A 15,332-nucleotide genomic window follows, 5' to 3' on the forward strand; every position below is an offset into this window, starting at 1 on the left:
CCCCGCCGGGCAGGTTGCGCGCCCGGTCGCCACCGCCGCAGGGCGGCCGTTCAGCGTCACGCGGCCGGGGACATCTTCATATGCCGGGTACGACCGCCGCCGCGCCGACCACCGAACTCGACAGCCTGCGCGAGGCGGCCTGCGAGGCCTGGATCTTCGGCCTGCCCCTGATCGAGATCGCCAGCACCCGCGCCAACTCCGCCGGCTTCGGCGGCGCGATCAACACCTTCGGCCACATGCGGAACCTGGCCACCCACAAGATGCGGGCGGTGACCACGCCCAACAACGACACCCTCTACACCAGCGGCCAGATCGACCTCAGCGCCGGCCCGGTCACCATCAGCCTGCCCGCCGCCGGCGAGCGCTACCTGTCGCTGGCGCTGATGGACGCCTACACCAACAACTTCGCCATCCTGGGCACGCGCACCACCGGCCCGGACGCCGTGACCTTCCGCCTGGTCGGTCCGGGCGAGGCCGCCGAGGGCGCCAACACCCTGCGATCGCCGACCAACCACGTCTGGGCGCTCGCCCGCATCCTGGTCGACGGCCCGTTCGACCTGGAGGCCGCCCGCGCCGTCCAGGCCGGGATCTCCCTGCAGGGCCCCGCCGCGCCGGAGGCCCCGGCCCACGCCCGCCGCAGCGCGCCCTGGAACGAGTACTTCGCCAGCGTCGACGCCCTGATGGCCGCCAACCCGCCGCCGATCACCGACCTGGCCCTGTTGCGCCGCATCGCGCCCCTGGGGCTGGGGAGCGGCGAGTTCGACCCGGCCCGCTTCAGCGCCGACCAGGCCGCCGCCATCGAGGCCGGCATCGCCCAGGCCAGGACCCTGATCCGCACCACGGGCATCGGCGGCGTCAACTGGATCGACGGCTGGTCCTATCCGCGGTCCGACCTCGGCGACTTCGGCCAGAGCTACGGCTACCGCGCCGCGGTCGCCCTGGCCGGGCTCGCCGCCCTGCCGCCGGTCGAGGCCATGTACATGCGCGGCAAGGGCGAAAGCCGCGGCCTCTACGACGGCGCCAAGGCCTGGCGCCTGCATTTCCCCGCCGACCGCCTGCCGGCCGTCGACAGCTTCTGGTCGCTCAGCCTCTATGAGGCGACGTCCGACGGCCAGTTCTTCTTCACCGACAACCCGCTCGACCGCTACGCGATCGGCGACCGCACCCTGGGCCTGACCTACAACGACGACGGCTCGCTCGACATCTGGATCGGCCACGAGCATCCGGGCGAGGGCCGCGAGAACAACTGGCTGCCTGCGCCCGACAGCCCCTTCGCCCTGTTCATGCGCGCCTACCTGCCCAAGGCCGCGATGCTGGAAGGCGCCTACCGCCTGCCGCCGGTGACGCCGGCATAGGCAGCGCCGCCTAGTGGATCCGCTCGAAGTGGCCGCAGAGCCGCTCGACCGCATAGACGGTGTTGCGCAGTTCGCTGGTCAGCACCGGGTTCAGCGTCTCGGCGTCCTCGCCCGCGATCCAGAGCTCGCTGTGCTCGGCGCAGGCGGCCAGCAGCACCCGCAGGGCCCGCATCAGGTCTTCCCAGACCGAGCGGTCGTCGGTGCGCGGGCTGTCGGGGTCGGACACGAACATCAGGTCGGCGAAGCGCCGCATCGCGCGCGAGGCATGGGCCACGTCCATGGCCAGCGGACTGGCCTTGAACGACGGCGCCGACATCAACTGGCCGAACTCGCCCGGCGAGGAGCCCGCCCACAGCAGGCCTTCGTTCAGCCGGTGCAGCGCCTCGCTCAGGCGCAGCAGCCAGTAGGTCAGGTGCTCCTGCGGCGAGAAGCCGGGATGGGGAACTTGCACGAATTTCACCGTCAGCGCCCGGAGTCCGCGCCTCGTTCGGCGGCGATGCATCGCTTCAGCGCGAGGCCCAGCGACAGCACCATCAGGAGCCAGACGAACAGGAAGCCGGTGACGTAGACGGCGATACTCATAAGGGTCACCACGGGTCGACAAATACGCTGCGCCCCCATGCCGGGCCGGTCGCCAGACGCGGCGGCGCGTCTCCTCGGTAGTCCAGATCACCCTCTTCCAGGTGTAAACTTCCGGCGCATTTACACTTGTTTACCCGCCCAAGCCGGACCATGGCTGTAATTCTCCAGTCGGCGTCGGCGCTTTGCGACGTCGATGACGGTCGCGATCGAGCATGCGTATGAGAATTGCGGCGTTGGAAGACGACGACGCCCAGAGAGAGGCGATTGCTCGCCTGCTGGTGAGCGGGGGGCATAACTGTCAATGCTTCCAGATGGCGACGCCGCTGATCGCGGCGCTGCGTCGGGAAACCTTCGACTTGCTTGTCCTCGACTGGAACCTGCCCGACATGAGCGGGCTGGACGTGGTCGCCTGGGCGCACAAGAACCTCACGCCCAGCCCGCCGATCCTGCTGCTGACCAGCCGCTCGTCCGAGGCCGACGTGGTCGCCGGGCTGAACGGCGGCGCGGACGACTATGTGGTCAAGCCGGTCCAGCCGGGCGTGCTGCTGGCCAGGGTCAACGCCCTGCTGCGCCGCAGCTATCCCGACCGGGCCAGCGGCGGGATCGAGACCTATGGCGAGTACCGCTTCAACCTCCCCGCCGAGCAGGCGACCCGGAACGGCGAACTCGTCACCCTGACGGCCAAGGAATTCGGCCTGGCGCTGCTGCTGTTCCGCAACATCCACCGCGCGCTGTCGCGCGGCCACATCCTCGAAGCGATCTGGGGCCGCAACCCGGACCTGCCGACCCGCACCCTCGACATGCACATCTCGCGCGTGCGCACCAAGCTCGAGCTGCGCCCGCAGAACGGCTACCGGCTGGCTCCGGTCTACAGCTACGGCTACCGCCTCGAGCGGCTGACCGAAGACGCCGTGGACGAGGCCGCCGAATGAACTGGGCCAAGGCGGCGATGGCGGGGCTCGCGTTTCAGGCGCTGGCCGGCGCACCGGCGCTGTCGGCCGAGCCGGTCGAACGCTATGTCGTGCGCCAGGGCGATACGCTCTACGAGCTGGCCCAGCGCTACTTCGTCGGGGGCGACTATCGCGCGGTGCAGCGCCTGAACCGGGTCGCCGATCCGCGCCGGCTGCGGGTCGGAACCCAGCTCAAGGTGCCCGCCCGCCTGCTGCGCATCACCCCGATCGAGGCCCGCGTGGCCGGCTTCCGCGGCGCCGTCACCGTCACCGCCGGCGGCAGGACCCTGCCGGTGTCCACCGGGATGATGCTCAAGGAGGGCGTGGTCGTCACCACCGGCCCGAACGCCTTCCTGCGGCTGGACCTGCCCGACGGGACGCATCTGTCGGTTCCCTCCCAGAGCCGCGTGCGCCTGGGCCAGATGAGCATCGTGGAGATGACCGGCGTCGTGCGCCGCGACCTGGAGGTCCAGAGCGGCCGCCTGGAGTCCGACGTCACCCCCCTGCGCGATCCGCGCGACAGCTACACCGTGCGCACGCCGATGTCGGTGTCGGCCGTGCGCGGCACCGAGTTCCGCGTCGCCTATGACGACCAGGCCGCCCGCGCCAGCACCGAGGTCATCGAGGGCGTCGTCGCCGTCACCGGCGAACACCAGGGCGCCACGCTCGCCGCCGCCTATGGCGCGGTGACCACCGCGGCCGGCGTCTCGGCTCCGATCAGTCTGGCCGCCGCGCCGAGCCTCGCCGACCCCGGCCGCGTGCAGGACGAGCAGACCGTGCGCTTCCAGATCAGCGCCCCGGCCGCCGCCCTCGGCTATCACGTGCGGCTGGCGGCCGACGCCGGCTTCGTCGAGGTGCTGGACGAGACCTCGTCCGACGGCCCGGACCTGGCGCTGGGCGAGTTGCCGGACGGCGTCTACTTCCTGCGGCTGGCGGCCATGGACGACAACGGCCTGCTGGGCCTGCCGGCCACCTACGCCTTCGAGCGGCGGCTCAACACGCTGCGGACCGATGCGCCGACCAGCACCCAGGAAGGCGGCGTGCGGCGCTACAAGTTCCGTTGGCAGTCGGGCGGCCTGGGCGAGCGCACCTATCGCCTCCAACTGCTGCGCGAGGGCGCGCAGGCCCCGGTCGTGGACGAGGCCGGCCTGACGCTGCAGGAACTGACCATCACCGACCTGCCCCCCGGTGTGTACAATTGGCGCGTGATGTCGCGCACCTTCGCGCGCGGGGGCTACTACGAGAAATGGACTCCCCTCGAGCGGTTCGAAATCGGTCGTTGACGCGCCGCGCGCCCATCGCCAAGGCCGCCGCGCGGCGCAGGGTCATCGCCGAATGGGCGCTCGTCGCCCTCGCGGCCTCGGCGCTGGTGGCGTTCCTGGCGCTCAGCCGGGCGACCGAGCGGGCCGACAACGTCGTCTTCGACACGGTGTCGGAATGGGGCGTGCGCGCGCCGCACGACGACATCGTCATCGTCGCCATCGACAACCGCAGCATCGCCCAGCTCGGCCGCTGGCCCTGGCCGCGCGCGCGCCACCACGCGCTGCTGGAAACCCTGGCGAGGGCCCGGCCCAAGGCCATCGCCTACGACGTCCTGATGGTCGAGCCCGAGGCCGTCCCCGGCGCCGACGAGGCCCTGGCCCGGGCGCTGGCGGCCGCCTCGCCGGTCTACCTGCCGCTGACCTTCGACGTGCCCGGCCCGGACGGCGCGCCCTACGAACTGCTCGCCCCGATCGCGCCGCTGGCCCGGGCCGCCGCGGGCCTTGGCCAGGTCAATGTCGACTTCGACGGCGACGGGGTGATCCGGCGCGCCTACATGGTCGAGCGCGACGGCGCGCGCGCCTGGCCCCACCTGATGGCCTTCATGCAGGCGGCCGCCTCGGGCCTGCCCGCGCCCGTCGGCGCCGGCGCGGCGGCCGGCCCGGCCCGGGCGCCGCTGGTCCGCGAGCAGCCGCTGCTGATCTCCTTCGCCGGCCCGCCGGGCCATTTCCGCACGATCTCGTTCGTGGACGTCGTGAACGGCGCGACCCCGGCCGCCTTCCTGCAGGGCAAGCTGGTCCTGGTCGGCGCCACCGCCGACGGCCTGGGCGACCGCTACGCCACCCCGCTCTCCAACCACACCGAGATCATGTCCGGCGTCGAGCTGCAGGCGAACCTGCTCGACACCCTGCTGACCGGCAAGGCCATCAGCCCGGCCGGCCCCGGCAAGCTGCTGCTGTTCTCGCTGACGCCGCTGGCCCTGGCCCTGGCCGGCTTCCTGCTGCTGCGGCCGCGCGCGAACCTGCTGCTGGGCGGCGCGCTGCTCGCCATGACCCTGGCGGCCAGCGCCGTGCTGCTGCTCCAGGCCAGGGTCTGGGCGCCGCCCACCGCCGCCCTCGCCGGCCTGCTGCTGGTCTATCCGCTGTGGAGCTGGCGACGGCTGGAAGCCACCAGCGCCTACATGCTGCAGGAACTGCGGGCCTTCTCGCGCGAGCCCGACCTGCTCTCGGCCCTCACCCAGCGCCCCGGCGGCCCGCCCACCGACGTCATCGACCGCCAGGTGGCGCTGATGCACGCGGCCATCGACCGGGCCCGGGACCTGCGCCGCCAGGTGCTGGACGCGCTGCAGGGGTTGCCCGACGCCACCCTGGTCACCGCCCTCGACGGCAAGGTGCTGATCGCCAACCGCGAGGCCGAGGCCCTGTTCGGCGGCGCCGGCCTCGACCCCGCCAACCGGCCGGTCGCCGAGCTGCTGACGGCCCTGGCGCCCGAAGCCCAGCCCGAAGACTTCATCGGCTCGGACGCCGCCGGCGACCTGGAGCTGACCGTCGAGGGCGGCCGCAGCTTCGCCATCCGCCGCACGACGCTCAGCGAGGCCGGGGGCGCGCCGGTCGGCTGGATCGTGCGCTTCACCGACGTCACCGCCCTGAAGGAGGCCGGCCGCCAGCGCGAGAGCATCCTGGAGCTGCTGACCCACGACATGCGCTCGCCGCAGGTCTCGATCCTCACCCTGCTCGGCGGCTCCGAGGCGCAGGCCATCGCCGGGCCGCTCGCCGACCGCATCGCCGGCTACGCCCGCCGAACCCTGTCCCTGGCCGATAACTTCGTGAACCTGGCGCGGGCCGAGGCCGACACCTACAGCCTGGAGATCGTCGACCTGGGCGACGTGCTGCTGGACGCGGTCGACGACCTCTGGCCGCAGTCCTCCGCCCAGCGGGTGAGCGTCACCACCTCCGGCGCCGACGGCGAGGTCCTGGTCGAGGCCGACCGCTCGCACCTGACCCGGGCGCTGATCAACCTGGTCGACAACGCCATCAAGTATTCGCCCGCGGGCGGACGGGTCGACTGCGCGGTCCAGGTCGGCGAGGCCGGCGCGATCTGCACGATCGCCGACCAGGGCGAAGGCATGAGCCCGGCCCAGGTCGCCAACCTCTTCAAGCGCTTCCAGCGGGCGCGGCCCAAGGGCGGCGAGCGCATCGACGGCGTCGGCCTCGGCCTCTCCTTCGTGCACGCCGTCGTCCAGCGCCACGGCGGGCGCATCGACTGCGCCAGCGCGCCGGGCCAGGGCTCGCGTTTCACGATCACCCTGCCCTTGGCCGGCGGCTGAGCCTGGCTAGGGCGTCGCGGCCAGCTTCGCCGCCACCGCGGCGCTGAGGGTCTCGCCGGCCTCGCCGCAGTCGGGCTGGCGGCCGCGGGCGCTGGCCCGCACGCGATAGGCCTCGCCCCCCGAGGCCGCGTCGACGACGCGGGCGCTCAGCGTGCAGAGCCGGACGCGCTGGGGCGCCCACCACCACCGCCGCGTCTGCGGCGGCGCCACCCAGGCCGCGGGCTCGGCGTCCGCCGCCGGCCGCGGGCCGGCATAGGCCCCGACCTTCAGCGGGCGCTCGCTGTAGCTGACCTCGACCAGATAGCCTTGCCCCGGGGCCTCGCGCACCGGCAGGCCGGCGGCCTCCAGCCTGGCCCCCACCGGCCGCGCAAGGTCCGGCTCACCGTCGACGGCGGGCGCGAGCGCCAGGCCGCGGCCGGCCAGATCGGGCCGCACGCCGGTCTCGACGACATCGATCCTGTTGGAGACGCAACCTGCCAAGAGCAAAGCGCCAGCACACCATAACGGCGTTATTCGCATATCAGTCTTGCCTTGAGCATGGCTTGAGTATGTCGATTTTGACTTCCCAGTAAATGACCTGCTCGGCGCCAGACGCCTGCGCTCGGCTGCGCGCGCGCCTTCGCCCACAGGTAGATCCAAATCCCACCGCCAGCTTCGGCTGTCTGTAATTTGCGTGATTTCCGCGACATACAACCAGTTAGGGCGTTGCGGAGATCTTTCCGCGCGCCGTCCGCCCTGCTTCAGATCGTCGCCGAGCTCACCCATAGGGCGAGTTCTCGACGGTTGTGTCGAACGCGTTCGCCTCGCCTTTCGAGCTCGACCACAACCAGGAAATCGCTGAGTGATCAACGATCCTGGGATGACTTCGCCCGCTTTTCGGCGTCACGGCGCAGCTACAGCCCCCGATTTATTCGCAGGACGAAGCTTTCGGACCACGAGTACTCGGCGTCCGGGAAACACGTTCGCTGAGCATGCTCGGCAATCATCGCCGCCGAAGCCAACAGTACTCTTTTCAAAGGATAATTATCGGCCTTAACTTCCTTGAATCCAAAACGAACCTCGGAGCCTTCATTCCGCTGGCGGACGATTTGGGTGAGGAGACCACAATGTCTGCTGAACCTTCCAACAAGACCCCCGATCCGATGGACGTGGCGCTTGGCGCGGCGGTCAGGATCCGGCGCAGGACCATCGGCATGTCGCAGGAAGCGCTCGCCGAACAGTGCGGCGTAAGCTTCCAGCAGATCCAGAAGTACGAGAACGGCGCCAACCGGATCTCGTTCTCCCGGCTCGTTCAGATTGCAAGAGCCTTGCGATGCCGGGTTGTGGACCTGATGGACGTCCTGGACACCCCGGCCGGCGATGGCGACGTCGACCTGCTCAGCCGCATGCGCACGCCGGGCGCGCTCGAGTTGCTGAGCGCCTTCGAGCGGCTGCCGCAGGAAGCCAGGTCCTCCCTGGTCAACCTGCTGCGCGTCATGACCGACCCCGAGGCCGGCCAGAAGACCCGTCAGAAGGAAGTGGCCTAGGGACGCAAAAGAAAACGGGCGCCAATCCGGTTGGCGCCCGTCGTGAACTTGGGTGCGCGTCGGGCGCCTAGAGCGGCTTGAGGTCGACGGCGGCGATCTTGCCGCGCTCCTCCCGTTCCACGAACTCGACCTTCTGGCCCTCGTTCAGACCGCGCAGGCCCGCCCGTTCGACCGCGGAGATGTGGACGAAGACGTCCTTGCTCCCATTGTCCGGCTGGATGAAGCCGTAACCCTTGGTGGTGTTGAACCACTTGACCGTCCCGGTGGCCATAACGCTTTCGTCTCCCTGACTAGCGTTCCGAAAAAGGCCGCGCACGACACGGCCCGAAACAATCTCAAGTCTGGGAAGGCTGGTTCGGTCCGCAAAGGCGGGGGGGATGAACGTCTGCAGGCCCAAGTCCGGATTGCGGGGCAAATTTTTGCACACGGCCAGGCTGGCCGGTCAACAGAGAACGCGGTTCAATTTTCCGCCAGGACTTTATCGATCAGGGCTTTGGCGTCCTTGCCCGACCAATCGGCATCTCCGGCCAGCCGGCCGCGTTCGACCCCGTCGGCGCCATAGACGACCGTGGTCGGCATGCCCGCCGCCGGCGGCTTGAAGGCGAACGGCAGGGCCATGTTCGGGTCGTGATAGAAGGCCAGCGGCGCGTGCTTGGCGATGAAGGCGCGGGCCTTGTCGCCGTCCTGCGGCCGGTCGACGCTGATCGCCACCACCTGGACGGGCTTGCCCTCGTAGCTGGCGGCCAGCCTGGCCAGGGTCGGCATCTCGATGACGCAGGGCGCGCACCAGGTCGCCCACAGATTGACCACCGTCACCTGGCCCTTGAAGTCGGCGATCCGCTTCGTGGCGCCGTTCGCGTCGAGGAAACTGGTGGCCGGCGCGGGGGCCGCTTCGACCGGAACCACGAACTTGGCCATCTCGCCCTTGGCCAACGACTTCAGGTCGCTTTCCCGCTGGGGGTTTATAGAAGCCTGGACGATGATGTAGACAACCGCGGCGACGCCGGCGACGGCGACGCCCCGAAGCACCCATTTCAACGGGAAGGCCTTGGGCTCGCCAACGGCTTTCTCAGCAGACTTCTCGTTCATATGACGCACTCTTCCTCGACTGGCGCCGGCGATCCGGCGCAAGCGCCCCAAGACGGGGGCCAGGCCATGTGGGGCGGACGGTTCTCGTCCAAGCCGGCCGAACTGATGCAGGCGATCAACGTCTCCATCGGCTTCGACAAGCGGCTTGCGGCCCAGGACCTGGCCGGGTCCCGCGCGCACGCCGCGATGTTGCTCAAGCAAGGCGTGATTACAAGCGAGGACGCAGCGGCCATCCAGGGCGGCCTCCAGGCCATCGAGGCCGAGATCGCCGCCGGGACCTTCCCTTTCCGCGACGAGTACGAAGACATCCACATGAACGTCGAGGCGCGGCTGCGCGAGCTGATCGGCCCGGCGGCCGGCCGCCTGCACACCGCCCGCTCGCGCAACGACCAGGTCGCCCTCGACTTCCGGCTCTGGGTCCGCGACGCCTGCGACCGCACGATCGCCCAGGTCCAAGCCCTGCAGCGCGCCCTGGTCGCCAAGGCCGAGCCGCACGCCGCCACCCTGATGCCCGGCTTCACCCACCTGCAGCCGGCCCAGCCGGTGACCTTCGGCCACCACCTGCTGGCCTATGTCGAGATGTTCGGCCGCGACGCCTCGCGCTTCGCCGACGCCCGCGCGCGGATGAACGAGTGCCCGCTGGGCGCGGCGGCCCTGGCCGGCTCGCCCTTCCCGATCGACCGCCATGCGACCGCCCAGGCCCTGGGCTTCGCCGCCCCGACCGCCAACTCGCTCGACAGCGTCTCCGACCGCGACTTCGCCCTGGAGAGCCTGTCGGCCGCCACCCTCTGCGCCGTGCACCTGTCGCGCCTGGCCGAAGAGATCGTGATCTGGATGACGCCGCAGTTCGGCTTCGTGAAGCTGACCGACGCCTTCACCACCGGCTCCTCGATCATGCCGCAGAAGAAGAACCCCGACGCGGCCGAGCTGATCCGCGCCAAGGTCGGGCGCATCCTCGGCTCGCTGACCCAGCTCACCGTGGTGATGAAGGGCCTGCCGCTGACCTATTCGAAGGACATGCAGGAGGACAAGGTCCCGACCTTCGAGGCCTTCGACGCCCTGGAGCTGTCGCTGGCCGCCATGGCCGGCATGGTCGCCGACCTGGAGCCGAACGCCGAGCGCATGGCCGCCGCGGCCGGGGCCGGCTTCTCCACCGCCACCGATCTGGCCGACTGGCTGGTGCGGACCCTCGACATGCCGTTCCGCGACGCCCACCATGTGACCGGAGCGGCGGTGAAGCAGGCCGAAAGCCTGGGCGTCGACCTGCCCGGCCTGCCGCTGGCCGAACTGCAAGCCATCGAGCCGCGGATCACCGCGGCCGTCTATGACGTGCTGACGCCCGAGGCGTCGGCCGCCAGCCGCAAGAGCTACGGCGGAACCTCGCCGGAGCAGGTCCGCGCCCAGATCGCGCGTTGGAAGGAGAAGCTCTGATGAAACTTCACCCCCTCGCCACGATCGCCCTGATCGGCGCGGCGGCCCTCGCGGGCTGCGGCAAGATGGGCGAGCTGGAACGGCCCGGACCGATGTTCGGCAAGGGCTCGGGCGCCGACGCCGGCGCCGATCCGGCCCGCTCGGTGCGCACGGTCGACCCGCGCACGCGCGACGACCGGCCCGCGCCGCCGCGCACCCTGCCGATCGACTCCGCCCAGAACCCGACCGCCAGCGCCCCGCAAGGCGCCCTGCCCGACCCCTACGCGAACCCGAGATGAATCATTTTGAGCTGAAGGGCGGCGAGCTCTTCTGTGAGGGCGTATCCCTCGCCGACATCGCCCGGGCGGTCGGCACGCCGGTCTACGTCTATTCCAGCGCCACCTTCGAGCGGCACTACACGGTGCTGCGCGACGCCCTGGTCGCCGAGGGGATCAGGGGCGACGACGGCGGCGATCCGCTGATCGCCTTCGCGGTCAAGGCCAACTCGAACCTGGCGGTGCTGCGCACCCTCGCCCGGCTGGGCGCCGGCGCCGACACCGTCTCGGAGGGCGAGGTCCGCCGCGCCCTGGCCGCCGGCGTTCCGGCCGAGAAGATCGTCTTCTCCGGCGTCGGCAAGACCGCGGGCGAGATCGCCTTCGCGCTCAAGGCGGGCGTCGCCGAGATCAATGTCGAGTCCGAGCCGGAGATGCGGCTGGCCAGCCAGGTCGCCCAGTCGCTGGGGACCCGCGCCACCATCGCCATCCGGGTCAATCCCGACGTCTCGGCCGGCGGCCACGCCAAGATCTCCACCGGCAAGTCGGACAACAAGTTCGGCGTCTCGTTCTCCGAGGCCGAACGCCTCTACGCCAACGCCTCCAACGACGCGGGCCTGAACCCCGTCGGCGTCACCTGCCACATCGGCAGCCAGATCACCGACCTCGAACCCATGGCCCAGGCGTTCGCGAAGATGCGCGGCCTGGTCGAGCGCCTGCGCGGCGAGGGCCTGGCGGTCCAGCGCCTCGACCTCGGCGGCGGCCTGGGCGTGCCCTATTTCAACCAGCCCGAGCCGCCCACGCCCGCCGACTATGCGCGGATGATCGCCAAGACGATGAAGGGCCTGGACATCGGCTACGCCTTCGAGCCCGGCCGGATGATCGCCGCCAACGCCGGCGTCCTGCTGGCCCAGGTGCAGCATATCCACGAGCGGCCGGAGGGCCGGAAGTTCGTCGTGCTCGACGCGGCGATGAACGACCTGATCCGCCCGGCCATGTACGACGCCTATCACGAGATCGTCCCGGTCCGCCCGCGCCAGGGCGAGCCGGTGGTCTATGACGTGGTCGGCCCGATCTGCGAGACCGGCGACACCTTCACCCGCGAGCGCGCCCTGCCGCCGCTGCAGGCCGGCGACCTGGTCGCCTTCCTCAGCGCCGGCGCCTACGGCGCGGTGATGTCCAGCGAGTACAACAGCCGCCTGCTGGTCCCCGAGGTCCTGGTCAAGGGCGGCGCCTACGCCGTCGTGCGCCCGCGCCCGACCTACGAGGACATGCTGTCGAAAGAGACCCCGGCCCCCTGGCAGTAGCCGGGCGATCGCCCTGCATTCATGGGGGCGGTCCCCCGGGGTTAATCCTTACCACACGAGCTGGGCCATAGGGTCGCTGGGGAACAAGCGGCAGGCTCTGCGAGTGCATTGGAAAGATATAGTCGACGACGGCCGTCCGGGCGCCACCCTGGACATGACCAAGCAGAGCTGGAAGCACCGCATCGTCATGTCGGTGATGGCCGGCATGCTGCTGCTCGTGGCGCTCGGGCCGCTCGCCCTGCTCTGCTGGGTCGCAGCTAGCCTGGTCCTGGAGGCCTGGCTGATCGTCGCCCGCGCCCGCTTCGAGCGGTTGGGCCAGGCCGTGCCGCGCGTCGAGCGGCTGGCGCCGATCGTCCTCTACGGCGCGTCGTGGTCGGCCATGGCCGCCGTCTGCTGGATCCGGGGCGGACCGGCCCTGCAGTTCGCGGCCTTGCTGATGCTGTTCGGCCTGCTGATCTCGTCGCTGAAGTACACCTCGCTCAGTCGCGCCTCCTTCGTGTTCCTGGCGCCGTTCCCGCTGCTGGCCATGAGCCTGTCGCCCACCCTGTTCGGCGGGTTCAGGGGCATGGACCTGGTGATCGTGCTGGCGTCCCTCGCCGCGCTCGTCGCCTGCGTGGTCAATGTCGCCCGCACCATCCGCGCCAACGCCCTGGCGCTGGAGAAGGCCCAGGCCGAGGCCCTGGAGGCCAGCCGCGCCAAGTCGGCCTTCCTGGCGATGATGAGCCACGAGCTGCGCACGCCGATGAACGGGGTGCTGGGCATGGCCCACGCCCTGGCCGCCACCCGGCTCAGCCGCCGGCAGGCCGACTATCTCGACATGATCGTCCAGTCGGGGGACAGCCTGATGGCCATCCTCAACGACATCCTCGACCTGTCGAAGATCGAGGCCGGCAAGATGGACCTCGAATGCGTCGGCTTCGATCTGGAGAAGCTCGGCCGCCAGACCCACCTGCTCTGGAGCGAGGCCGCCCGCCAGAAGGGCCTGGAGCTGTCCTTCGAGATCGATCCCGCCACCCCGGCCTGGCTGGTCGGCGATCCCGTCCGGGTGCGCCAGATCCTGCTCAACCTGATCTCCAACGCCCTGAAGTTCACCGAGCAGGGCGCGGTCGCCGTCCGCATCGGCCCGCTGGCGCCGCAGGGCGTCGAGATCGTGGTCGCCGACACCGGCCTGGGCATGCGCCGCGACCAGCAGGAAAAGCTGTTCCAGGCCTTCTCCCAGGCCGAGGCCTCGACCACCCGCCGCTTCGGCGGCACCGGCCTGGGGCTGTCGATCTGCCGCCAGCTCGCCACGATGATGGGCGGCGAGATCTCGGTCGAGAGCGAGCCCGGCGCCGGCTCCACCTTCCGCGTCGCCCTGCCGCTGGCGGCGGGCGAGGCGCCCGGCGCCGCCGAAGCCGCGGGCGAGAGCGTCAGCCTGGAGGGGCGCACCGTGCTGGTCGTCGACGACAACCGGGTCAACCAGGCGGTCGCCAGGGCGATCCTGGAGGCCGGCGGCGCGGCGGTCAGCATCGCCGACGACGGGATCGAAGGACTGGATCAACTGCGGGCCGGGCGCTTCGACCTCGTGCTGATGGACGTCCACATGCCGCGCATGGACGGGATCGAGGCGCTGCGCCGCATCCGCCTCGGCGAAGCCGGCCCGGCCGGCGTCCCGGTCCTGGCCCTGACCGCCGATGCGATGTCGGACGAGTGCGAGCGCCTGGTCGCCCTGGGCTTCGACGACGTCCACCCCAAGCCGATCCAGCCGGCCGAGCTGATGTTCTCCGTCGCCGCCTGGTGCGCCAGGGCCGATCGCATCGCCATCCTGGGGGCCAGCGCCGCCTAGTCGAGCGCGCCGATATAGGGCAGGCCGCGCAGGGCGCCGGCCGCGTCCATGCCGTAGCCGACCAGGAACCGGGCCGGGGCCTCCCACGCCACGAAGTCGGGCGCGATGGCCCGCGGCGTCGGCCAGGGCTTGCTGGCGAACACCGCGGTCAGCACCCGGGCCGCGCCGGCGTCGCGGACCAGGCGCTGGGCCTCCGACAGCGACAGGCCGGTGTCGATCACGTCGTCGATGACCAGGGCCGTGCGCCCCGACAGCGGCCGCTGCAGGTCGGCGCGCACCTCGCAGCGCCCCAGGCTGGCGCGCTCGTCGCCATAGGAGGCCAGCCACAGGGCGTCGAACCGCACGAACCGCCCGGCCCGGGCCAGGGCCCGCGTCAGGTCCGAGGCGAACCACAGCCCCCCGGTCAGCAGGCAGACCGCCACCGTGTCGTCGTCGATGGCCGGCGCGATCCTGCGGGCCAGGGCTTCGACGCGCCCGGCGACCTCCTGCTCGGTCAGCAGCACGGTCGGGGCGCGGGTTTCGGGCGTGTCACTCATGGCCGGGCAGGGCGTCGGGGCTGCCGGGCGGCAGCGGTTGGGCCTCGACCGGCGTCGGGGCGGCGGCGGGGCGCAGGGCCGGGCCGGGCGCCGGCTCGGAGGCCGGGGCGGGATCGCCTTGCCTGACGCGGACGCTCACCGGCTCGCGCGGGGCGAACGCCACCTCCAGCTCCTTGGCCGTGGCCGGAGGGTCGAGCAGGGCGATGGCGAAATGGCGGGTCTCGCCGGGCGGGATGCGGGCGTCGGCCGGCCGCGCGATCTTGGTCGCCACCGCCTTGCCCTCGGCGTCCAGCAGGCTGATGCGCAGCGGCGGGGTGACCACCGGCTCGTTCTCGATGTTGCGGATCATGCCCGACACCGACAGCGCCGCGTGGCCTTCCTGCAGCGAGGGTTCGAACCGCACGCCCTCGATCACCAGCCCCAGGCTGTTCACCGGCAGGCCGACCCCGGCATAGGCGCTCGCCGTCCGCGGCCACAGCCGCACCACGTCGACCCGGAAGATGATCGCCAGGGCGACCATCAGCACCAGCGCCGCGGCCATCCCCGCCCAGATGACGCCGGTGGCCGCCGCCTCGCGCACCCGCCGCTCGGTGTCGGCCCTGGCGCGGAACGCCTTGGGCAGCTCGTCGCCGCTCAGGGCGTGCGGCGGCTTGTCGTCCTGCGGCTCGGGCGTCCGCTCGCGGGCGACCGCGCCTTCCTCAGGGGAATTTTCCAGTTCCAGCGAGATTTCTGCAGTCGCGGTCCAGCGCGCGCCGCAACTCGCGCACTTCACCAACCGGCCTTCCGCGGGGATCTTGGAATCGTCCACGAAATAGCTGGTGGCGCAGTCTGGACAGGTCAGTATCATGACAGCCGAATCGGACGCTCCAGCAACCTCCACCGAGGTCGCCGATT

General features: G+C 71.0%; 15 protein-coding genes. 9 read left to right on the forward strand and 6 right to left on the reverse strand.

Features of this window, described 5'->3' with window-relative positions; all coding sequences use genetic code 11:
- Nucleotides 1-80: 80 nt before the first annotated feature.
- Entirely contained in the window at nucleotides 81-1,355 is a 1,275-nt protein-coding gene (locus RTL41_RS09465; RefSeq protein WP_312163668.1) for a DUF1254 domain-containing protein, read from the forward strand.
- A gap of 10 nt (nucleotides 1,356-1,365) precedes the next feature.
- Here RTL41_RS09465 and RTL41_RS09470 read toward each other — a convergent pair whose 3' ends face one another.
- Nucleotides 1,366-1,806, reverse strand: a complete 441-nt coding sequence (locus RTL41_RS09470; RefSeq protein WP_312163670.1) for a hypothetical protein — start codon at nucleotides 1,804-1,806, stop codon at nucleotides 1,366-1,368.
- A 343-nt stretch (nucleotides 1,807-2,149) separates the two neighbouring features.
- Here RTL41_RS09470 and RTL41_RS09475 point away from each other — a divergent pair, with 343 nt between their 5' ends.
- From RTL41_RS09475 to RTL41_RS09485, 3 genes are read left to right on the forward strand one after another with little or no spacing between them, the layout of a single operon-like run.
- The gene (locus tag RTL41_RS09475; RefSeq protein WP_312163673.1) at nucleotides 2,150-2,869 is read left to right on the forward strand and encodes a response regulator transcription factor; all 720 of its coding nucleotides are present in this window, start codon (nucleotides 2,150-2,152) and stop codon (nucleotides 2,867-2,869) included.
- Nucleotides 2,866-4,170 carry a FecR domain-containing protein gene (locus tag RTL41_RS09480; protein WP_312163674.1) on the forward strand — a complete coding sequence of 435 codons (1,305 nt, stop codon included), beginning with the start codon at nucleotides 2,866-2,868 and terminating at the stop codon, nucleotides 4,168-4,170. Before RTL41_RS09475 ends, RTL41_RS09480 begins: the two co-directional genes overlap by 4 nt.
- Nucleotides 4,167-6,473: a CHASE2 domain-containing protein gene (locus RTL41_RS09485; protein ID WP_312163676.1), complete on the forward strand. Its 2,307-nt coding sequence runs from the start codon at nucleotides 4,167-4,169 to the stop codon at nucleotides 6,471-6,473. Before RTL41_RS09480 ends, RTL41_RS09485 begins: the two co-directional genes overlap by 4 nt.
- Before the next feature lie 6 nt (nucleotides 6,474-6,479).
- On the opposite strand, the gene RTL41_RS09490 is transcribed toward RTL41_RS09485, so the two are convergent.
- The gene (locus RTL41_RS09490) at nucleotides 6,480-6,959 is read right to left on the reverse strand and encodes a hypothetical protein (RefSeq protein ID WP_312163678.1); all 480 of its coding nucleotides are present in this window, start codon (nucleotides 6,957-6,959) and stop codon (nucleotides 6,480-6,482) included.
- 620 nt (nucleotides 6,960-7,579) lie between these two features.
- Between RTL41_RS09490 and RTL41_RS09495 the strand changes: the two genes are divergently transcribed.
- Nucleotides 7,580-7,999, forward strand: a complete 420-nt coding sequence (locus tag RTL41_RS09495) for a helix-turn-helix domain-containing protein (protein WP_312163680.1) — start codon at nucleotides 7,580-7,582, stop codon at nucleotides 7,997-7,999.
- Between the two features lie 67 nt (nucleotides 8,000-8,066).
- Here the strand turns inward: RTL41_RS09495 and RTL41_RS09500 are convergent, their stop codons facing one another.
- Together RTL41_RS09500 and RTL41_RS09505 are read right to left on the reverse strand one after the other, a co-directional pair.
- Entirely contained in the window at nucleotides 8,067-8,270 is a 204-nt protein-coding gene (locus tag RTL41_RS09500; RefSeq protein ID WP_312163682.1) for a cold-shock protein, read from the reverse strand.
- A 188-nt stretch (nucleotides 8,271-8,458) separates the two neighbouring features.
- Complete coding sequence (locus tag RTL41_RS09505) at nucleotides 8,459-9,088, reverse strand: TlpA disulfide reductase family protein (protein ID WP_312163684.1); 630 nt, start codon at nucleotides 9,086-9,088, stop codon at nucleotides 8,459-8,461.
- Between RTL41_RS09505 and argH the strand changes: the two genes are divergently transcribed.
- The 4 genes from argH (at nucleotide 9,089) to RTL41_RS09525 (ending at nucleotide 13,902) form a co-directional block, all read left to right on the forward strand.
- Nucleotides 9,089-10,519, forward strand: coding sequence for an argininosuccinate lyase (gene argH, locus RTL41_RS09510; protein ID WP_312163686.1), 1,431 nt, complete (start codon nucleotides 9,089-9,091; stop codon nucleotides 10,517-10,519). It abuts the gene before it with no gap.
- Nucleotides 10,519-10,797, forward strand: a complete 279-nt coding sequence (locus RTL41_RS09515; RefSeq protein WP_312163688.1) for a hypothetical protein — start codon at nucleotides 10,519-10,521, stop codon at nucleotides 10,795-10,797. The genes argH and RTL41_RS09515 overlap by 1 nt, the downstream gene beginning before the upstream one ends.
- Nucleotides 10,794-12,077: a diaminopimelate decarboxylase gene (gene lysA / locus RTL41_RS09520; RefSeq protein ID WP_312163690.1), complete on the forward strand. Its 1,284-nt coding sequence runs from the start codon at nucleotides 10,794-10,796 to the stop codon at nucleotides 12,075-12,077. Before RTL41_RS09515 ends, lysA begins: the two co-directional genes overlap by 4 nt.
- A gap of 103 nt (nucleotides 12,078-12,180) precedes the next feature.
- Complete coding sequence (locus tag RTL41_RS09525) at nucleotides 12,181-13,902, forward strand: ATP-binding protein (protein WP_312163693.1); 1,722 nt, start codon at nucleotides 12,181-12,183, stop codon at nucleotides 13,900-13,902.
- On the opposite strand, the gene RTL41_RS09530 is transcribed toward RTL41_RS09525, so the two are convergent.
- On the reverse strand, nucleotides 13,899-14,438 hold the full coding sequence (locus RTL41_RS09530) for a phosphoribosyltransferase family protein (protein WP_312163695.1): 540 nt from the start codon (nucleotides 14,436-14,438) through the stop codon (nucleotides 13,899-13,901). The genes RTL41_RS09525 and RTL41_RS09530 overlap by 4 nt on opposite strands.
- Complete coding sequence (locus RTL41_RS09535) at nucleotides 14,431-15,285, reverse strand: DUF3426 domain-containing protein (RefSeq protein WP_312163697.1); 855 nt, start codon at nucleotides 15,283-15,285, stop codon at nucleotides 14,431-14,433. The genes RTL41_RS09530 and RTL41_RS09535 overlap by 8 nt, the downstream gene beginning before the upstream one ends.
- Nucleotides 15,286-15,332 lie beyond the last annotated feature (47 nt).

It is taken from the genome of Phenylobacterium sp., from assembly GCF_031984885.1.
Classification (GTDB): Bacteria; Pseudomonadota; Alphaproteobacteria; order Caulobacterales; family Caulobacteraceae; genus Phenylobacterium.